This window comes from Microbacterium esteraromaticum (assembly GCF_017303215.1).
Taxonomy (GTDB): domain Bacteria; phylum Actinomycetota; class Actinomycetes; order Actinomycetales; family Microbacteriaceae; genus Microbacterium; species Microbacterium esteraromaticum_C.
This window is the reverse complement of record NZ_JAEMWU010000001.1, coordinates 171,118-191,427: the sequence shown is the minus strand read 5'-3', so window position 1 is coordinate 191,427 and position 20,310 is coordinate 171,118. Positions and strand designations below refer to the sequence as shown.

15 protein-coding genes are annotated in these 20,310 nt (G+C 68.1%); 7 read left to right on the top strand and 8 right to left on the bottom strand.

Features of this window, described 5'->3' with window-relative positions; genetic code table 11:
* Window positions 1-249: 249 nt before the first annotated feature.
* A complete protein-coding gene (locus JF543_RS00860) occupies window positions 250-1,584 on the bottom strand; it encodes an MATE family efflux transporter (RefSeq protein WP_179409758.1) in 1,335 nt (444 codons plus the stop codon).
* Between the two features lie 93 nt (window positions 1,585-1,677).
* Here JF543_RS00860 and JF543_RS00855 point away from each other — a divergent pair, with 93 nt between their 5' ends.
* The 3 genes from JF543_RS00855 (at window position 1,678) to JF543_RS00845 (ending at window position 5,315) form a co-directional block, all read left to right on the top strand.
* On the top strand, window positions 1,678-2,244 hold the full coding sequence (locus tag JF543_RS00855) for a DUF1992 domain-containing protein (protein ID WP_206822474.1): 567 nt from the start codon (window positions 1,678-1,680) through the stop codon (window positions 2,242-2,244).
* Between the two features lie 54 nt (window positions 2,245-2,298).
* Window positions 2,299-4,263, top strand: a complete 1,965-nt coding sequence (locus JF543_RS00850; protein WP_206822473.1) for a M13 family metallopeptidase — start codon at window positions 2,299-2,301, stop codon at window positions 4,261-4,263.
* 116 nt (window positions 4,264-4,379) lie between these two features.
* Window positions 4,380-5,315, top strand: coding sequence for a serine hydrolase (locus tag JF543_RS00845; RefSeq protein ID WP_179409761.1), 936 nt, complete (start codon window positions 4,380-4,382; stop codon window positions 5,313-5,315).
* A gap of 81 nt (window positions 5,316-5,396) precedes the next feature.
* Here JF543_RS00845 and JF543_RS00840 read toward each other — a convergent pair whose 3' ends face one another.
* From JF543_RS00840 to JF543_RS00830, 3 genes are all read right to left on the bottom strand, one after another.
* Window positions 5,397-6,866 (bottom strand): peptide MFS transporter, encoded by a 1,470-nt coding sequence (locus JF543_RS00840; protein ID WP_179409762.1) that lies wholly within the window; start codon window positions 6,864-6,866, stop codon window positions 5,397-5,399.
* Between the two features lie 96 nt (window positions 6,867-6,962).
* Complete coding sequence (locus JF543_RS00835; protein ID WP_206822471.1) at window positions 6,963-8,405, bottom strand: MFS transporter; 1,443 nt, start codon at window positions 8,403-8,405, stop codon at window positions 6,963-6,965.
* Window positions 8,406-8,644: 239 nt separating this feature from the next.
* Window positions 8,645-9,448: a TspO/MBR family protein gene (locus JF543_RS00830; protein WP_179409764.1), complete on the bottom strand. Its 804-nt coding sequence runs from the start codon at window positions 9,446-9,448 to the stop codon at window positions 8,645-8,647.
* A gap of 45 nt (window positions 9,449-9,493) precedes the next feature.
* Here JF543_RS00830 and JF543_RS00825 point away from each other — a divergent pair, with 45 nt between their 5' ends.
* On the top strand, window positions 9,494-10,813 hold the full coding sequence (locus JF543_RS00825; RefSeq protein WP_206822470.1) for an alpha-hydroxy-acid oxidizing protein: 1,320 nt from the start codon (window positions 9,494-9,496) through the stop codon (window positions 10,811-10,813).
* Window positions 10,814-10,952: 139 nt separating this feature from the next.
* Here JF543_RS00825 and JF543_RS00820 read toward each other — a convergent pair whose 3' ends face one another.
* Both JF543_RS00820 and JF543_RS00815 read right to left on the bottom strand, forming a co-directional pair.
* On the bottom strand, window positions 10,953-11,939 hold the full coding sequence (locus JF543_RS00820) for an SRPBCC family protein (RefSeq protein ID WP_206822469.1): 987 nt from the start codon (window positions 11,937-11,939) through the stop codon (window positions 10,953-10,955).
* The gene (locus JF543_RS00815) at window positions 11,936-12,181 is read right to left on the bottom strand and encodes a hypothetical protein (RefSeq protein ID WP_206822468.1); all 246 of its coding nucleotides are present in this window, start codon (window positions 12,179-12,181) and stop codon (window positions 11,936-11,938) included. The genes JF543_RS00820 and JF543_RS00815 overlap by 4 nt, the downstream gene beginning before the upstream one ends.
* Window positions 12,182-12,275: 94 nt before the next feature.
* On the opposite strand from JF543_RS00815, the gene JF543_RS00810 reads away from it, so the two are divergent.
* The 3 genes from JF543_RS00810 to JF543_RS00800 all read left to right on the top strand — a co-directional run bounded on the left by JF543_RS00810 (window position 12,276) and on the right by JF543_RS00800 (window position 15,339).
* On the top strand, window positions 12,276-12,965 hold the full coding sequence (locus JF543_RS00810; protein ID WP_206822467.1) for a GNAT family N-acetyltransferase: 690 nt from the start codon (window positions 12,276-12,278) through the stop codon (window positions 12,963-12,965).
* A 123-nt stretch (window positions 12,966-13,088) separates the two neighbouring features.
* Window positions 13,089-14,474 carry a glycine--tRNA ligase gene (locus JF543_RS00805; RefSeq protein WP_179409768.1) on the top strand — a complete coding sequence of 462 codons (1,386 nt, stop codon included), beginning with the start codon at window positions 13,089-13,091 and terminating at the stop codon, window positions 14,472-14,474.
* 214 nt (window positions 14,475-14,688) lie between these two features.
* Complete coding sequence (locus tag JF543_RS00800) at window positions 14,689-15,339, top strand: hypothetical protein (protein WP_179409769.1); 651 nt, start codon at window positions 14,689-14,691, stop codon at window positions 15,337-15,339.
* 549 nt (window positions 15,340-15,888) lie between these two features.
* On the opposite strand, the gene JF543_RS00795 is transcribed toward JF543_RS00800, so the two are convergent.
* Together JF543_RS00795 and JF543_RS00790 are read right to left on the bottom strand one after the other, a co-directional pair.
* A complete protein-coding gene (locus tag JF543_RS00795; protein ID WP_206822466.1) occupies window positions 15,889-18,894 on the bottom strand; it encodes an alpha-mannosidase in 3,006 nt (1,001 codons plus the stop codon).
* 37 nt (window positions 18,895-18,931) lie between these two features.
* A complete protein-coding gene (locus JF543_RS00790; RefSeq protein ID WP_206822465.1) occupies window positions 18,932-20,233 on the bottom strand; it encodes a glycoside hydrolase 5 family protein in 1,302 nt (433 codons plus the stop codon).
* Window positions 20,234-20,310: the final 77 nt, after the last annotated feature.

Here is a 20,310-nt window from a genome sequence, read left to right as displayed (position 1 = left end):
CGACGGTGCGCGTGAGTGATTGCGGCGCCGGGCACTCTGGTGCGTACCCACGTGGCATGCCGGTGGGGTGGATTGTTCGATGCTCCGTTCGAACTTCGCACTTCTCCACCGCTCTCCACCGGTCTGTGCACAGGCAGGCAGCGCGTTTCGCACAAGTTATCCACCTAGTTATCCACAGGTGGATAACTCAGTCGGCGTTTCGACCGAGTCTCGGCGCCGGCCGCAGCCGGTCAGCGGGGCTGACCCGATTCAGGCATCCACTTTCGTCCAGGCGTCGGTGCGTACGCGCCAGCTGAGGGTGCCGAGTCTGGCCAGCAGGTAGACGCCGAAGAAAGCGACCGCGAGCCAGACCAGCCCTGCGGCACCGTCGACGCCGGTGGCGGCGATGATCCAGAGCGCCGGCAGGAAGGGCACGAGGTTGAGCACGCCGACGATCGCCAGGTAGCGGGCGTCGTTCGCCCCCATGAGTACCCCGTCGAGTACGAACACGACGCCGGCGATCGGCTGGGCGATGGCGAGCACGATGAGGGCGGGCTGTATGAGTGCGGCCACCTCTGCATCCCCCGTGAACAGCAGACCGATCACCGGCGACGATGCGGCGATGATGACGCCCACGAGCACTCCGAACCACGCGCCCCACGCAACGGTGCGGCGCAGTACGCGGTGCACCTGGTCGAGGTCGCCGGCGCCGAGACCCTTGCCGACGAGCGCCTGCGCGGCGATCGCCAGCGCGTCGAGCGCGAAGGCCGCGGTCGAGAAGATGGTGAACGCGATCTGCCACCCCGCGAGCTCCTGCGTGCCGATGCCGGTGGCGACCCCGACGGTCACCAACAGTGCCACCCGCAGGCTGACCGTGCGCAGGAACAGCCAGCCGCTGGAGCGGGCCGTCACGCCGAGGCCACCGCGTTGGGCCCGGACAGATGCGCCGTGCCGCACGGCCAGGCGCCGGATGACGAGGACGTACGCGGCGACCATGCCCCATTGCGCGACGACCGTGCCGAAGGCCGAGCCGGCGATGCCCCAGCCGAGCCCGTAGATGAACACCCAGTTCAGGCCGGCGTTGGCCGCGAAGCCGAGCCCGGCGATCCACAGCGGGGTCATGGTGTCTTGCATGCCGCGCAGCAGACCGGTCGCGGCGAACACGATGAGCATCGCGGGCAGGCCCCACATCGAGATGCCGAGGTAGGCGCGCGCTTCGGCGGCGACCGCATCGGTGGCGCCGAACAGGTCGACCGCCCCCGGCGTCAGCAGCGATCCGACGATGGCGAGCAGCGCACCGAGCGCCAGGGCGAGCCACATGCCGTCTATGCCGACAGACACGGCGTCTCCGGGCTTGCCGGCGCCGAATCGCCGTGCGACGGCGGGAGTGGTCGAGTAGGCGAGGAAGACCATCAGCCCGACGATGGTCTGCAGCACGGCGCTGGCGATGCCGAGCCCCGCCAGCGGCACGATGCCGAGGTGCCCGACCATCGCGGCGTCGATGATGAGAAACAGCGGCTCGGCGACGAGTGCGCCGAGCGCGGGCACGGCGAGGCGCAGAATCTCGCGGTTCAGCGTCGCGGGTGGGGGAGTGGATGCCACCATTCGACCCTATGGTGTGGTGCAGACATCTTCTGATGCCACCCGCGCCTGCTCGCCGCTTGACGACGTACCCTGGTGGCACCGGAGGTGATGGCCATGTCGGACGCGATGGGAGAGGCGGCTCGGTACCGCGCCCACCAGGCGGCCGGTGAGGCGCCGGAGGCGGATGCCGACACGCCGCCGCCCATGACGCTGAACGCTCAGAACAAGGCGGAGTTCGTCGAGACGGCGATCCAGATCGCGATCCGACAGGGGCAGTTCGATGACCTGCCCGGTGCGGGCAAGCCGCTGGAGGGGCTGGGCACGCATCATGATCCCGACTGGTGGATCCGTCGCAAGATCGAGACCGAGAACCTGTCGGGTCTGGGGCCGCCCGCGCTGATGCTGCGCGTGGAGGACCGCGGGCTCGCCGACGATCTCGATCGGCTCACCAACGAGCAGGACGTGCGTGACGTTGTCGAGGACTTCAACCGCCGTGTCATCGATGCGCGCCGGCAACTCAACGGCGGCCCGCCGGTCGTCACGCGCACGCGCGACGTCGACGCCGAGATCTCGGCCTGGCGGGAGCGTCGTGAGGCCGCACGGGTCGCCGAGACGCAGGCGGCGAGGGCGGATGCTGCGAACGAGCCTCGACGACGACGCCGACTCTTCCGACGCCGGTGACGAGCCGAAATGGACCTGCCGCTCGTGTCGCCCCCGGCGCATAGGGTGGATGCCATGACAGACGTTCTGCCCTCCGGCCTCGCCGTCTCCGAGTTCAACCACGACATCCGTCCGCAGGACGACCTCTACCGTCACGTGAACGGCACGTGGCTGGAGGCCGCCGAGATCCCCGCCGACAAGGCACGCTGGGGATCGTTCCACATGCTGGCCGAGCAGGCCGAGAAAGATGTGCACGCGATCGTCGAGGAATCGCAGTCGGCCGAGCCCGGCACGCTTGCCCGCAAGGTCGGCGACCTGTTCACCAGCTTCATGGACACCGAGCGCATCGCGGCCCTCGGTACGGCACCGCTTGCCGAGCAGCTGGCCAAGGTCGACGCGATCGACAGCATTCCCGCATTCCTCGCCACGGTCGGGGCTTTCGATCGCGACGGCGTCGCCGCGCTGATCGGCGTTTTCGTCGAGCCCGACCCCGGCAACCCCGAGCGGTACGTGCCGTTTGCCGTTCAGGCCGGTCTGTCGTTGCCCGATGAGAGCTACTACCGCCTGGAGAACTTCGAGGGAACCCGGGCCGCCTACCGGGCGCACCTCGAGCGGCTGCTGAATCTGGCATCCGTCGCCGATGCTGCGGGTACCGCAGACCGGGCGTTCGCGCTCGAGCACGAGATCGCCGGTCACCACTGGGACAACGTCGCATCGCGCGACGCCGTGAAGACCTACAACCTCAAGACGTGGGGCGAGTTCGAACAGCTCGTCGGCGTCGATCTCTCGCCGTGGCGCGACGCGGTCGCCGAGGTGAACCCGGCGGCGTTCGATGAGCTCGTCGTCTTCCAGCCCAGCTTCTTCGAGGGGCTCGGCGCGCTGCTCACCGACGCGCGACTCGAGGACTGGAAGGCCTGGCTGCGCGCGAAGGTCGTGCACGGCGTCGCCGCGTACCTGACCGACGAGTTCGTCGACGAGAACTTCTCGTTCTACGGCACCGAGCTGACCGGCACCCCGAGCATCCGTGAGCGCTGGAAGCGGGGCGTGTCACTCGTCGAGGGCGCTCTCGGCGATGCCGTCGGGCGGATCTACGTCGAGCGGCACTTCCCGGCCGAGTCGAAGGCCGCGATGGACGAGCTGGTCGCCAACCTCATCGAGGCCTACCGCCAGAGCATCGAGACGCTCGAGTGGATGAGCCCTGAGACGCGTGAGAAGGCGCTCGCCAAGCTCGCGACCTTCCGACCGAAGATCGGCCACCCCGACGTGTGGCGCGACTATGACGCCGTCGAAATCGCTGCCGACGACCTGATCGGCAACGCGCGCCGAGCGACCCGGTTCGAGCACGACCGCCAGATCTCGAAGGTCGGCAAGCCGATCGATCGCGACGAGTGGTTCATGCCGCCGCAGATGGTCAACGCCTACTACAACCCGCTGATGAACGAGATCGTGTTCCCGGCGGCGATCCTGCAGTACCCGTTCTTCGATCCCAACCGCGATGCGGCCGCGAACTACGGCGGGATCGGTTCGGTGATCGGTCACGAGATCGGGCACGGCTTCGACGACCAGGGCAGCCGCTACGACGGCGACGGGCGTCTGCAGGACTGGTGGACCGACGCGGATCGCGCGGCGTTCGAGGAGCGCACCAAGGCTCTGATCGCCCAGTACGACGCTCTCACCCCGCTGGGCCTCGATGACGAGCACAAGGTCAACGGCGCCCTCACGATCGGTGAGAACATCGGCGATCTGGGTGGGCTCGGCATCGCACTGAAGGCCTACGAGCTGTCGTTGCAGGGTGGGGAAGACGTTGTGATCGACGGGTACAGCGGCGTACAGCGGTTGCTGTTGAGTTGGGCGCAGGTGTGGCAGCAGAAGAGCCGCGACGCCGAGACGATCCGCCTGCTGACGATCGACCCGCACTCGCCGAACGAGTTCCGTTGCAACCAGATCCTCAGCAATGTCGACGCGTTCTACACGGCGTTCGAGGTCTCCGAGGGCGACGCCCTCTACCTGCCCGAACAGCAGCGCGTCACGATCTGGTGACGTGCTGTAGAGGGGCACGGGGGAGCGGACTACGATGAGCACTACGGCTGGAACCGCCGCCGGGGGGACGGCGGTTCCACAGGCCGTGACCTCCCCCATCCCCCGTTAGGAACTGCGTGTCCCCGCACTCCTCTTCTGTTCCCGAGCCCGTCGAAGGCGCCCGCGCGTCGTTGCGCCGTGCGCGGCACCGTGGGCGTCGCGCGCCCCGTCGCGCCGCGGTCGGTCGTCGTTCGTTCGGGTCGAGTCTGCGCGCACTGCAGGAGCTCGCTCAGTCCGGCGCCCAGGTGTCAGTGCACGTCGCCGACCTCGACACCGGCGACGTTGTGCTCTCTGGAGACGACCACGTCGCGCTGCCCATCGCCGGGCTCGGCGTCGTGCCCGTGCTGGTCGAGACGGCGGCAGGTCTGGAGACCGGCCGGATCGAGCCGTTGCAGATCATCGACCGTGTCCGTGCGCAGTTCGTCGCGGGCTCCGGCCTGTGGCGCAGTCTGCGTGCACCGGCGTTGCCGATGGTCGACCTCGCGGTGCTCGCGGCGGCCGCCGGCGATCCGAACGCGGCCAACGCGCTACTCGACGTCGTCGGTCATGACCAGGTGCGTGCCCGTATGGTGAGCCTCGGCATGCCGCGTAGCGCCGTTCTCGACAGATTCCGCGACAAGCGCGGCCCCGACGACGCCCCGCACGTCGCGGTCGGAACGACGCGTGAGTTCGCCGGGCTCATGGCCGCCCTGGTGAACTCCAAGGTCGTCAACGCCGCGGTCAGTGCACAGGTCTCGGAATGGCTGAGCTTGAACCACGACCTGAGCCTGGTCGCTTCGGCGACGGGGCTCGACCCGTTCGCCCATGATCAGGACGCCCACGGGCTGCTGTTCATCAACAAGACCGGACGTGACCGCGGCGTGCGCGCTGAGGCCGGTGTGCTGGGTGGTCCGCGCGCCGGTGTCGCCTATGCGCTCACGGTCTGCTTCGATGACCTCTCGATCAGCCACCGCCTGCGGGCGCATGAGGCCTTCCGCATTCTCGGCACCGACCTCATGGAGTACGCGCACTGATCAGAGGGCGCGTCCTCTGACGAAGGGGCCCGGCGGTGCTGAACGCACCACCGGGCCCCTTTCATCGTCGAGTGTGTGTGCTCAGCGCACTCCGCGCATGAGCGTCAGCACCGGCTTCGCCGCGAGCAGCAGCCCCGCCCCGACCACGATGGCGATGCCGCCGAGGATCGAGAAGTACGGTGCCTCATTGGCTGGGTCGTAGAACTGCACCAGCCAGCCCGAGATGGCCGATCCCAGCGCGATCGAGAGGAAGAACAGCGCCACCATCTGCGTCTGGTAACGGGCCGGCGCCAGCTTGGTCGCCGCCGACAGCCCGATGGGCGAGATCAGCAACTCGGCGACGGTGAAGATGAACAGGATGCCGACGATCGCCAGCAGCGGCGTCGAGCCGGGGCCACCGTTCGCGAAGGGCAGGAACAGCAGGAACGCCCCGCCCATGATGGCGGTGCCGAGCGCGAACTTGACCGGAGTCGACGGCTGCCGTGTGCCCAGGCGCGACCAGAGGGCCGCGAAGACGCCCGAGAGCAGGATGATGAAGACCGGGTTGATCGACTGCACCCACGGGATGGGCATCTCCCAGCCGAAGATCTCACGGTCGAGGCGCTTGTCGGAGTACACCGTGAGTACGGTGAACTGCTGCAGATACAGCGACCAGAACGCCACGCTCGTGATGAACAGCGGCAGAAAGGCCCACACGCGCGAGCGCTCCTGCGAGGTGACGTGACGGCTCGAGAGGATCACGGCGAAGTACGCCACCGTGGCGACCAGCGCGCCGAGGATCACGATGTCCGACAGGTTGTCGGCGCGGATCACGCCGATCAGCACCAGCACGGCGAGCACGGCGATCGAGGCGATCGCGATGATGCCCACCAGCGGGTAGCGGTTGCGCGGCAGGGGGTTGTGCACGACGTGGGCGCTCGCAGGCAGTTCCTTGCGCCCGAAGGAGTACTGGATCAGACCCAGGGTCATGCCCACCGCGGCGAGGCCGAAGCCCCAGTGGAAGCCGGCGGTCGACTGCAGCAGGCCCGTCAGGATCGGACCCAGGAACGCGCCCAGATTGATGCCCAGGTAGAACAGCGAGAACCCGGCATCCCGGCGGGTGTCCTCGGGGGAGTAGAGGGTGCCGACCACCGAGGTGGCGTTGGCCTTCAGCCCGCCCGAGCCGAGCGCGATCAGCACCAGGCCGACGCCGACGCCGATCAGACCCGGCAGCAGAGCCAGCGACAGGTGGCCGGCGACGATCACGATCGCGCTGACGAACAGCACCCGCTCCGAGCCGAACATCCGGTCGGCAAGCCAGGCGCCGAGGATCGTCGACAGGTACACCGATCCGCCGTAGGCACCGAGGATGCCACCGGCGATCGCCTCGGGAACACCCAGGCCGCCGTCGGCGACCGAGAAGTACAGGTAGATCAGCAGGATGCCCTGCATGCCGTAGAAGCTGAAACGCTCCCACATCTCGACGCCGAACAGGTGCACGAGCGCGCGCGGTTGGCCGAAGAAGCGGGTGTCGCGCGAGGCCGGTTCGGCCTCAGTCGGCGAAGAAGTCATGGGTTCCAGCGTACGCGCGCCGACCCCGGGCATCCGAACCGGGCATCCGAACCGGGCATCCGATACCGACGCGGGCGCGTCCGCCGCGCGGCGGAATCAGCCCGGCAGCGCGGGGTGCTGCTCGGAGTGCGGATGCCGCGGAATGACGAACGTCAGCGCGAAGGCGATGATGCCCGCGGCGATCGCCAACCAGAAGCAGACCTCGAAGGCTTCGCGGGTGGGCACGGCCATGCCGTTGACGTCGATGCTCATGGCGGCGAGGACGCCGCCCATCACTGCGGATGCCGTCGACGTGCCCACCGAGCGGAACAAAGCGTTCAGCCCGTTCGATGCCCCGGTCTCGTGGGCGGGAACGGCGCGCATGATGATCATCGGCATGGCGGCGAATGAGAAGCCGATGCCGACGCCGATGAGGAGGTTGGCGATCAGCAGGTGCCACACCTCGGTGGACCACAGCAACACGAACACGTAGGCGAGCACGATCGCCGCGGTACCCACGGTGAACAGGGGGCGGGGGCCGACCGTGCGCTCGAGGAAGCCCGACAGCGGCGAGATGATCATCATCACCACGCCCGAGGTGGCCACGACCAGGGCGGCCGAGAACATATCGAGTCCCAGGCCCGAGCCGGTCGCGACGGGCAGTTCGAGCAGCTGCGGGAACGTCACGTTCGACGAGAACAGCGCGAAGCCCATGCAGATGGCGGCGATGTTGGTGAACAGCACCGCGGGCCTGGCGGCCACGCGCAAGTCGAGCAGCGGCTCTCGGGTGCGCAGTTGGTACCAGCCCCAGATCAACAGCACGAGGATGCCGCCGACCAGGCTGATCAGTGATGCCGGAGCCGTCCAGCCCCACTCGGCGCCGCGCGACACGTAGAGCAGCAGCCCCGTCAGGCCGATGGCGAGGCCGATCGCTCCGACGATGTCGAGGCGTCCCGGTGACAGCAGCACGTCATCGGGCACGATCAGCATCACCAGGATCGCGCTGATCACTCCGAGGGCTGCGGCGAGCCAGAACAGCGAGTGCCAGTCGGCGTTCTGCGCCAGGTAGGCGGCGACGGGCATGCCGACGGCGCCGCCGACGCCCATGGTCGCGCTCATCAGTGCCACCGAGGTGCCGAGGCGTTCGGGCGGCAGGACGTCACGCATGATGGCGATGCCGAGGGGAACGACCCCGGTGGTGGCGCCCTGCAGGCCGCGGCCGATGATGACGCCGATGATCGAGTTCGACAGGGCGGCGATCACCGATCCGAAGATCAGCAGGATCAGTAGCGCGATGACCACGCGGCGCTTGCCGTACATGTCGCCCAGGCGCCCCGAGATCGGGGTGGCGACCGCGGCGACGAGCAGGGTGATGGTGACGACCCACGAGGTGTCCTCGCGGGAGGCATTCAGGATGCGAGGGAGCTCGGCCTGCAACGGCACGACGAGCGTGAACATGAATGCCGAGCACAGGCCGACGAAGGCGAGCACGGCGACGATCGCGCCACGGGGAGGAACGCGTGACAGGCGTTTTCTCGCTCTGTCGTCCGCATCATCCATTCGCACAGGCTATCGCCACTGGAGCACGCCTGGCCGCGTCGTGTACAGCCACGAGTGCACGCAACTCCGGAGAATCGGATGCCACAGCCGGCAGAACCGCCGATCTCGGCCGTTTCAGCCGGGGTTCTCCGGAGTTATGAACGCAATCCACCTCGCTGCTGGCTGATCATCATCGACTCGGGCGGGGTCTCGGGGCGCGGACCCCTCGGGGCGCGGATCCTTCGGGGCTCGCCGGCAGCTCAGCTCGGGGCGTCCGCTGCGCGGCGCCGCTGACGCCGGAGGCTGCCGGCCACGGCGGCCACCAAAATGCCACCGGCCACGATGATCGCGGTGATCCCGATCGCGTCGCTGTGCGGCTGATCGGTGATGCGCCCCACCGCCAGCCAAGCCAGGCCCCACGAGGTTGCCAGGGCCGGGGCGATCCTGCCGGTGACGAACCCGCTGAGCGCGGCGATCACGAGAACGACGACCAGCACCGCGATGCCCCACGCATCGGCAGACTGCGCCCACTGGCCGGGGACGCTCTGCGTGAGCCAGGCGGCCGTGTTGGCAACGGTGGCGATCGTCACCCACCCGAAGTGCAGACCCATCACACCATCGAGCAGCAGGCGGTCCACCCATCCGCGTGCGGGTGGCGTGTCGAGGCGCACGATGATCACGGCGAGCACCGCCAGCAGGGTTGCGATCACCAGCACGGTCAGCGGCAGTGTGAGGAACTGGGCGGTGACCAGCCAGAGGCCGTTGAGCAGCATCGACAGGGCCACCCACCAGCCGGTGCGCATCTGCCGGGGGTCTTCGCGCTGGGAGGGCAGCGCCTGCCACACCGTGTACCCGATGAGGCCCACGTAGATGACCGACCAGATCGCGAAGGCCGGTCCTGCCGGAGCAAGATATGACCCCTGCGCGGAAAGAGCGCCGTCCTGCAGATCCTGCACCGGAGTGCCCCCGAGCGCACCGCCGCCAATGGTCGCACCAATGAGCATGAAGACCGCCGCAGCGATGACGGTCGACTGCCGGAGTACTGCTGTGCCCGCGCTCGTCATGGCACGACCCTACTGGGGTGCGGCCCGTGAGGATAGGGTGACCGCATGAGCAACGTGGCTCCGAACGATCCGGCGGCGGCGCGGGGCATCTCACGCCGCACGCAGTCCGATATCTACCGTGCGGGCATCAGCGGTGAACGACCGGCCGTGCCGATCGATGCGACCGCGCTCCAGTCCGCCGCACAGGCGGCGCTCACGCCCGAAGCGTATGCGTACGTGGCCGGGGGCGCCGGCGCGGAGGCGACCGTGGCCGCGAACCGCGCCGCCTTCGGCCGCTGGCAGGTGTGGCCGCGTCCGTTGCGCGATGTGAGCAGTCGTGACCTGTCGGTGGAGTTCCTCGGGCGCACCCGACCCACACCCCTGCTGCTTGCGCCTTTGGGGGTCATGGAACTCGCGCACCCCGAGGCCGATCTCGCCGTGGCGCGGGCGGCAGCATCCGCGGGTGTGCCGTACACCGTCTCGAACCAGGCGTCGTTCCCGCTCGAGCGGATCGCGCAGTCCGCACCGGGCGCTCCGCGACTGTTCCAGCTGTACTGGTCGGCCTCCGATGAGCTCAACGCGTCACTGCTCGCCCGCGCCGAAGCGTCGGGATGCGAGGCGATCGTCGTCACGCTCGACACGCACCTGCTCGGGTGGCGCACACGCGACCTCGATCTGGCCTACCTGCCGTTCACGAGGGGGATGGGTATCGCCCAGTACACCTCCGACCCGGTGTTCCAGAAGTTGGTGCAGCAACGGGCATCCGCTTCCTCCGGTGACAGTCCGGCCGTGAGGGTGACGCCCAAGACGATCGCCGCCGGGCTGTCGATCGCGCGCAGGGGCGCCGCTCTCACCGGCAGCCGCAGCTTGCGCGACAACCTGCGCTCGCCGCTGCCGCGCGCTGCCGTCGAGACATTCCTCGACGTGTTCTCGACCCCGACACTCACGTGGGACGACCTCGCCAAAGCGCGTGAATGGACGTCGCTGCCGATCATCTTGAAGGGCATCGTGCATCCGGACGATGCCGAGAGGGCGGCGGATGCCGGAGCCGACGGCGTCTGGATCTCGAACCACGGCGGTCGGCAGATCGACCGCTCGGTGCCTACGCTCGACGTGCTGCCCGAGATCAGCGAGCGCATCGGCGGGCGGATGCCGGTGATCTTCGACTCCGGGGTGAGGGGCGGTGCGGACGCCGTGATCGCCCTCGCGCTCGGTGCCGACCTGGTCGCGCTCGGACGCCCGTACGCCTACGGGCTCGGCATCGCCGGGGAGTGGGGCGTGCGAGAGGTGATCCGCAACGTGCTCGCCGAACTCGACATCACCCTGGGCCTTGCCGGGCTGACTTCGGTGGCCGACCTCGATCGCGACGCGTTGCGCGCCGTGTGAGAGTGCGGCGGCGGCCCCTCGGCGCCTTCGACGGTTCACAACTCCGGAGATTCGTGGGCGCGGGCAACTGATCTGGCACCTGACGCCCTGCACAGCGAGGTTTCTCCGGAGTTGGGTGCAACGGCGTGCGAGTCTGCCGTCAACGGAACTCGCGGCTGACGGCTCCGCCGATCTGGAAGAGCATTATCCACATGACGAACTTCTGTACGGGGCGCAGCGCGATACCGACGACGCGCCGCCAGCCCGGCCTGCGAGACCAGGAGAGGGTGATGGTGACCTGCGTTCCGCCGGTCGTGGCGGAGAGGTCGAAAGTCGTGGTGACCGGGCTCGCGTTCGCCGCATCGGGATAGGCGAAGCGCCAGACGGCGCGCTCGGGCCGCTGAGCGGTGACGAGTTCGATGGTTCGTCGTCTGAAGTCCGGCCGGACCTTCGTGGGGCGCCCGTCGGGGCGGTGTTCCGGGGCGCGCCCCTCCCAGACGGAGTCGACTCGCGCCTCGTGATCAGTAGTGTCCACCTCGCCGATGCTCGGCTCCCAGGAGGGCACGCGCGCCGGGTCGGACACGAAGCGCCACACCTCATCGACAGGGGCAGGCACGAAGGTCTCGGATGCCATCGTTGCGCGGCCCTTCTTCTTTGGACGGGGTGAGGGCGTGCGACGGGCCGCATCGATGCGGTCGAGACGCGAGGTCACTTCTGCGGGGGTCGTCCCGAGCCTCTGCAGGATGTCACTGATCAAGCCGCTTGGCTCTGCGACGAGTTCCCGTAGAACAGCTGCGGCATCCCCGGATCGTCCTTTGCCGCTGGAACGGGCGAGCAGGTCGGTGGCCCGCTTGCTCCACGTGTACCCATCGGTCTCGTGAAACACGATGGGCCCCGCAGCGGGGAGTTGCGTCTCGATGCCGAGGGTGGCCAACTGCATCTCATGCTGCTCTTGAACGGCACGGCGTGCGGTCTCGATGTCGATGCCCAGCTCGCGCAGTGCCTGCCCCGCGTTCTGATCGGTGATGACCAGCGCGAGCAGGAGGTGTTCGAGGTCGGCTTCACGGTGCCCGGTTCGTGAGGCCTCCTCCATGGCGGAGAGTGAGAGCGATTGGCTTGTCTGCGCGACGCGGACGAACTTGTTCATGCGTTTCTCCTGGGGGTGGGGATTGTGGGGTCGACCCGCTTGGCGTGCTTCTTGTGTGCGGCCTGGCGGGTGACGCCGAGGGCGTCGGCGATCTCCTGCCAGGTCATGCCCGACCGCAGTGCCGCTTCGACCTGGCGCAGCTCCAGGGTGTCGGCCAGTGCGCGCAGAGACGCGACGGCACGAAGGCCCCGCTTCGGATCAGCGGTGTCTGCGGCTACGGCTGCGAGCTGCGTGGATTCCATGGTGTCAACCTAGGTTGCTACAGACTGCGGTGTCAACCTGGGTTGCTCACCACGCCGGTTTCGGCATCGGGGCATCGAGGGGCAGACTGGGGGCGTGCGCACCATCCGAGATCTCGACACTGTTGAACTGATCATCGAAGCCCAGGGGCTGCTGGATTCGATCCGCGGGCCCGAGCGGGTGATCGACGCGGGCACACTGCGTGCTCTGCAGCAGTCCGGAAACTATGTGGTCGGCCTGTTCGACGGCGACGACGGTGATGAGCGCATGGTCGGCGCCTCGGTGGCGTTCTTCGGTGTGCCGGGCCGGCGCACGATGCACTCGCACATCACCGCGCTGCTTCCCGATTACCGTGGCCGCGGCTGGGGGCGTGAGCTCAAGGAGCACCAGCGTCAGTGGGCGTTCTCGCGCGAGGTCGGGCGCATCACGTGGACCTTCGATCCGCTCGTGGCGCGCAACGCCCACTTCTTCCTCACCGTGCTCGGCGCCCGCGTCACCGACTACGCCGTCAACCAGTACGGCATCTTCGGCGGCGGCGATGCCGGTGACGAGAGCGACCGGTTCGACGTCGAGTGGGCGCTCGCCGATATCGCGAGGCCTCCGGCATCCGATGCGGTCGTCGCCACGCTTGAGATCCCCGCCGACGTCGAGGCGATGCGGGAGTCCGACCCCGCCGCGGCGCACGAGTGGCGGTTGCGCCTGCGCGGCGAGGTCGAGCAGTTGCTCGGGCGCGGACTGCGCGTGGCCGGGTTCGAGACCGGCCGGGGCTACCTCTTCAGCGAGTAGGCGCTGGCCTCCGACCCTCGGAGGGCATCCGAGGGCGGGCCACCGCGCGAGGGGCTCGCCGGTAGGATGAGGATGCCCGCTTCTCGGGCGAATTCCCCGCAGCATCCGACCATTGGAGCCACCGTGGCCGAACAGTCCCGTCTTGACAAGGTCATCGCCCTCGCCCGCCACCGCGGGTTCGTGTTCCAAGCGGGTGAGATCTACGGCGGTTCCCGCTCGGCATGGGACTACGGTCCCCTCGGTACCGAGCTGAAAGAGAACATCCGCCGGCAGTGGTGGCAGACCTTCGTGCGCGGCCGTGGCGACATGGTCGGCCTCGACTCGTCGATCATCCTGCCCAAGCGCGTGTGGGAGGCCTCCGGCCACGTCGCGACCTTCACCGACCCGCTGGTCGAGTGCCTGCAGTGCCACAAGCGTCACCGTGAGGACCACCTCATCGAGGCGTTCGAGGCGAAGAAGGGGCGTCAGCCCGAGAACGGCATGGCCGACATCGTCTGCCCCGATTGCGGGACCCGTGGTCGTTGGACCGAGCCTAAGTCGTTCTCCGGCCTGATCAAGACGTACCTGGGTGTCGTCGACGACGAGTCTGGCCTGCACTTCATGCGCCCCGAGACCGCGCAGGGCATCTTCGTGAACTTCTCGAACGTGCTCACCGCCTCGCGCAAGAAGCCGCCGTTCGGCATCGGCCAGGTCGGCAAGGCGTTCCGCAACGAGATCACGCCCGGAAACTTCATCTTCCGTACCCGCGAGTTCGAGCAGATGGAGATCGAGTACTTCGTTCCTCCGGCCGAGGCGCAGGAGTGGTTCGAGCACTGGGTCAAGGCCTGCTGGGACTGGTTCATCGACTTGGGGGTCGACCCCGAGAACATGCGTCAGTTCGACGTTCCCGAAGAGGAGCGCGCGCACTACTCGGCGGGCACGATCGACTTCGAGTACCGCTTCGGCTTCCCCGGCAAGGAGTGGGGCGAGCTGATGGGTGTCGCCAACCGCACCGACTACGACCTCTCCAGCCACTCCGAGGCATCGGGCCAGAGCCTGACCTACTTCGACCAGGCCTCGGGCGAGCGGTACACGCCCTACGTGATCGAGCCCTCGTTCGGTCTGACCCGCTCGATGATGGCCTTCCTGGTCGACGCGTACGAAGAAGAAGAGGTGCCCAACGCCAAGGGCGGCACCGACACGCGCACCGTGCTCAAGCTCGACCCGCGCCTGGCGCCCATCAAGGTCGCCGTGCTGCCACTGTCGCGCAACGAGCGCCTGTCGCCGCTGGCGCGTGAGGTCGCCGACACCCTGCGCGGCACCTGGAACATCGACTTCGACGACGCCGGCGCCATCGGCCGCCGCTACCGCCGCCAAGACGAGGTCGGCACGCCGTTCTGCGTCACCGTCGACTTCGATTCGCTCGACGACCGCGCCGTCACCGTGCGCGACCGCGACACCATGGGCCAGGAGCGCGTGCCGCTCGACGCCCTCGAGCAGTACCTGGCCGAGCGCCTGCGCGGAGCCTGACAGGCTCGTTTCACTCGCGCCGAAGCCCCGATTCATGCCGTATGAATCGGGGCTTCGGCTTTTCATGCTGCGTGGTTGGCTGTCGAGAACAGGCTCGTTGCCGAGGACAGTACGGATGCCGGTAATCCGTCCTGTTCTCAGCGAATGTCCTGTCCTCCTGCGTGCTGCGCGCCGCGCGCCGGGGTGGCGGGGGACCGCTGGCTAGAGTGGGCGGATGGACGCGACGTCGGATGCCGGTGACTGCGATGTCCGAGCGAGGCAGCGCACCTGGGTGATCGGTGGCGCGCTGCTGCTGATGTCGGCGCTGCTCGTCGTGCTGCGGATGCTGCTGTTCCGTGCCGGGATCATCGGCTCGATGCCGGACTGGACGTATTACGTCAAGGACTGGCTGTGGGCGATCGGCGTGCTGATCCTCGTGATCGGACTCGGCCGCGCGGGAAGCATCACCGGTCGCAGGCCGATCAGCACGCTGGTCGTGATCCTGCAGGTCTTCGTCGCGGCGCCGGTCGCCGCCACGTGGCTGTCGACCCTCGTCCTCGACGACCCGCAGAACCCGTACGCGCAGGAGGACTCCTGGTCAGCGATCTTCCTGCCGTACTTCCTGGTCGTCGGCGTGTTGACGCTGCTCGCCGCGACGTTGATCGGCCGGGCCCGCGCGGTGCCGTCGCCTTGGAGTTGGGCGCCGCTGTGGGCGGTGGGGGCCACCTTCGCGTTCTACGCCGCGACATTCACGGCGGCGCCCGCCTTCGGCGGATTCACCGTCGTCTACCTGCCGGTGATCAGCACAGCCCTCCTCGGAGTGCTGGCCATCGTGCTCGGCATCCGCGCTCGCACCCGGCGTCCGGTGCCCGTGAGTGACGCCTGACAGATTCGACGTCGCCGTCCCGTTGCCCGGAATAGGAGATCACGCGACAACAGGGTGAATTCCCGGCATCCGTCCTGCGCCGGGCATCCATCCTGTCCTCAAGCGCCGCAGACCCCTCCCGGCTATTCGGGAGGGGTCTGCGGCGCTCAGTGCAGGCTCAGTAGTCTTCGCCCTCGGCCTGCGAGGGGTGCTTGTCGAACCAGAGCGGGCGACCGATGAACAGGTGTGCATCGGTGTCGAAGAGTTCGTTGGTCTCGTTGCGGTTCACGATGGGCTCCTTTGCGCGAGTGGTCCATTTCAGGATCGCTCATAGAATCGTGCTCTTGTGCAGGGGATGGCGCGAAAGAACATTCGAAGTTTCGTCAAGGGCAAGTCGAGGGGTGGGTGCGGCAGATCTGTGGATAACTGGCATCGACGCGCAGTCGCCGGCATCCGCCAGTGTCTGAGAACAGGCTCGTTCGTGGCAACAGGACGATTTCTCGGAAATCGGCCTGTTCTCGGTGAACGGCCTGTTCTCGGTGACAGGCGGGGTCGCGAAGCGCGCCGTCGTCAGCGCACGATGCGCAGCGTGCGCACCTCGAACGGACGCAGCGCGAGCTCGCCGCCGACACGCGCGTCGTCGAGGTCGTCCTCGATCAGCGAGACCTCGCGGATGCCCGAGTGCGCGAACCCGACCGTCAGCTCACCCCGCGCGCGGCGCCCGAGCGACTCGTACACCCGCACGATGACGTCGCCCGAGCGGTCGTCGGCCAGCTTCACCGACGACACGATGATGCCCTCGCCCGATACCGCCACGAGGGGGGTGACCTCGTGCGCCCCGCGCATCAGTGTCGGCATTGCGTTGAGGCGGATGCCCTCGGCGGTCGCGATGGCGGCATCCGCTCCGATCACGAACCCGACCTCGATCTGGTGCGCGCCGTGGTCGGTCTCGGGATCGGGAAAGCGCGGCGCCCGCAGCAGCGACAACCGGATCGTCGTGGTGACATCGTCACCATCGACGTCGCGCGAGGTGTCGTAGCCGTAGATCGAGTCGTTCACGAGCGCGGCGCCGAACCCGTCGTCCTCCTGTGCGAGTACGAACCGGTGCATCGAGGTCTCGAATTTCGCCGCCTCCCAGCTGGTGTTCACATGGGTGACGCGGCGCTGAAAGCCGAACTGCGTCTCGGCGAGAGTCTCACGGGCGAACAGGTCGAGGGGGAAGGCGAGTTTGAGCAGCTTCTCGGTCTCGTTCCAGTCGATGTCGTTGAGCAGCAGAACGGTGCGTGAGCCAGGCCGCAGAAGGATGGTCTGCTCGATCGAGGACTGCGAGAACTCGTGCCTGATCAGAACCGTCGCCGCACCGTCGATGACGGATGCTGAGATCGACGAGACCGCGGTGAGGTCCTCGACGCGGTTGCGGTAGTACCGGTCGATGTCCCATGCGTCCCACATGTTCGGGAAGTCCTGGTGCAGCTGGAACAGGTTCGCAGGCGACCCTGCGGGGATCGTCTCGCGGCCCGTGGCCTTGTCAATCGCCGAGACGATCAGACCGTCGTGCGAGACGGTGACCGTGACGAGATCGTTGGCGAGCACGAAGCCGTCGGCCTGTTCGGTCAGCGTGGCGGGCGCATGACCGGAGTCCGTCTCAGAGACGGCGGTCGCACCGAGCGGGCGGTCATCGGATGCCCCTCGCACCGACGACGGGATGAATCGCAGCAGCCGATCACCCTCGCCGGCCAGGGCGCCGAGCGCCGCAGCAGACAGGTCTTCGGCATCCGAGATCACATCTCCCAGCGCCTCGACGGCCTCGCGGTGCACCCACGCGATCGACGTGCCGGGCAGGATGTCATGGAACTCGTGCAGCAGCACGACCTGCCACAGGCGGTCGAACGCGTCGTAGTCGTACGCGGTGCCGCGCTGCACGGCGGCGGTCGCCGCCCACAGCTCCGCCTCGATCAGCGCCTGCTCGGCCCAGCGGTGCAGCGCCTTGGTGGCGTGCTGGCTGGTGAGCGTGCCGCGGTGCAGTTCGAGGTAGAGCTCGCCGACCCAGACGGCCGGGTCGGTCAGCTCGGCGCGCGCCTCGGTGAAGAACGCGTCCGGGTGCTTCCATTCGACCTTCGCCGAGCCCTCCAGATCGGCCAGACGGGCGGCCTTCCCCGTCATCTCGCGGGTCGTTCCGCCGCCGCCGTCACCCCAACCGACCGGGGCGATCGACATCGACGCGACCCGGTTCTCTTTGAACTGGCGGGACGCCTTGGCGATCTCGGAGCCGCTCAGCTGCGCGTTGTACGTGTCCATCGGCGGGAAATGCGTGAACATGCGCGACCCGTCGATGCCCTCCCACAAGAACGAGTGATGCGGAAAGACGTTGCGCTGGTTCCACGAGATCTTCTGCGTGAAGAACCACTCGAACCCGGCCCGACGCATCAGCTGCGGCAGTGCGGGGGAGTACCCGAAGCTGTCGGGCAACCAGACCCCCTTCGAGCGGATGCCGAACTCGCGCTCGAAGAAACGCTGGCCGTACGCGAACTGGCGCACCAGCGACTCACCGCTCGGCATCACCGTGTCGGACTCGACCCACATGCCGCCTAGCGGCACAAACCGGCCCTCGGCGACGGCGGCACGCACCCGCTCCCACACCTCGGGGCGGTGCTGCTTGATCCAGGCGTACTGCTGTGCGCTCGACATCCCGTACCGGAAATCCGGATCATCCTCGAGCAGCGCCGTCATCGATGAGGTGGTGCGGGCAACCTTCCGGATCGTCTCGCGCACTGGCCACAGCCAGGCCGAATCGATATGCGCGTGCCCGATGGCGGCGATGCGGTGCGCACTCGCCTCAGCAGGAGATGCCAACACCCCGGCCAGGTGCGCACGGGCATCCGACGCTGTCTCGACGATGCGCTGCAGATCCAACGCATCGAGCGCGTCGTCAAGCGCCTGCAACACGCGCATGCGCCGCGGAGACGTCTCGGGCAACTCACCTTGCAACTCCAGCAGCACCTCGAGGTCGAGCGAGAGCTCGAACACCTCGGGCTCGAACACGGCGAGGTCCATGTGCCGCACGCGGTACAGCGGCTCGGGTGACGAGGTGAGGACGTCGCCCTCCTGCGTCGGCAGGAACGGGTGGTAGTCGAGCAGCACCGGGTTCGAGGCACCCTCCAGGTAGAACTCGACCGACCCGCCCGCCTCAGCATCCACCGGCAACCACTGGTTGCGCGGGTTGAGGCTCTTGATCGGCGTTGCGTCTGGGCGGTAGGCGAGTGCCTCGCACTGGAACCCGGTCATGTTCACGTCGAATCCGAGGTCGATCAGCGCTTCGACCTTCTTGCCCGCCCACCGCGCTGGGACCTCGCCGCGCACCCGGAACCACGTCGTGCCCCACGCCGGCCCCCACATGCCACCCGCGGCGAACGGCTCGTAGTCCAGTGCGAGGCCCTCCGCCGGAGCGATTGGCTCACCGGGCAGGGAATGAGAAGCGATCTGCAGCGGGACACGAGCCGAGTGGATCGCCGGGCGCACGCGCTCGGCGAGCACCCGCGTCACCCGCCCGACCGTGAGCGAGGTCTCTTCGTGCATCGCGTCCTCCTTGTCGCGGGTGTGAGGTCGAGCCTACTCAGACGACGGTGTTGTTCGACGAGTAGGTGCCCACGCCGTCGGCGGAGTCCGGGACCAGCAGCTCGGTGATGCCACGGCGGGCGAGCAGGGCGGCATCCGCCGCATCGGTCGAGGTGACGAACGTCGCATCCGCACCCGATGCGCAGGCCTGCACCCACGCCTCGAACACGGCACCGCCGGGGCTGAGCGCCGCGCGGCTGACAGGCACGTCGCCCTCGTCCACCTCGACGACGATGCCCAGCGACCGCGCCGGGGTGCTCTGACGCTCACGCAGTTCGGGGATGATCTCGGCGAAGCGGCGCCCGATGGGCTTGGCGGCGCCATCGTTGTCGATCAGCCCCAGCGAGTATTCCAGCTCGGGGTAGTCGGCCAATGCGCGGCTGACATCGTGTGAGCACCACCAGGTGACGCCCCACAGGTTCTCGGTGCGCGCCGCGCTGCGCACGGTCGCTTCGAGAAAGTCGGGCATTTCATCGGTGTTCAGGCAGTTCGACGGCGCACCGACCTCCTGCAACCAGATCGGTCGCCGCGCGTCGGTCTGGAAGGCGCGTGAGAGCTCGATCATGTACTCGGCGTGGCGATCGGATGCTACCGACCGGCCGCCGTAGCGCTGAGCGGTGCCGTTGAAGATCCACGAGTGCACGGTCGTCATGGCACCCAACCGCGACGCGAGCGCGGGGGTGAAGCCGTGGCCGTCCATGTACCAGGCGGCGTCGTACTCGCTGTGCACGTGCGGCTGGCCGGGTGCGGAACGCTCGGCGGCATCGAGCAGCGTGGTGATCCAGTTGGCGGCGTCGGCCTCGGTCACGGGCCACGGATGCGGGTGATTGCGCGCCGAGAACTGGTTGGTCTCGTTGCCGAGGGTGAACCCGAGGAAGTTACCCGCGTCCCCGATTGCCGCGCCCAGGCGCTCGACCAGCGCCACCTGTCCGCTGAGCGCGTCAGGGTGGGTGAACATGTTCTTGTCGTGCCAGGTGAACAGCCAGGACGGCACGAAGTCGAAGCTCGACAGGTGCCCCTGGATGACGTCGACGCTGGCGTCGAGCCCGAACTCCGCGGCGACGTCGACCACGGCACGCACGTCGGCGACGGCCTCATCGCGGATCAGGGTGCGGTTGGGCTGCAGCACCGGCCACAGCGGAAAGACACGCACATGATCGAGGCCGAGCTCGGCAAGGCCCGCGAAGTCTCGACGCACGGCATCGAGATCGAGCGAGAGCCAGGAGTGCATCCACTCCTTCGAGGGGGTGTAGTTGGCGCCGAAGCGCAGCGGCGCGTCTGGTGGGGGAGTCGCTGACATCGCGTGACCCTTTCGGCGTTGGGAGGCATCCATCAGCAATGCTACGGTCCGGGCCGCATAGACTCATCTCGGCACGA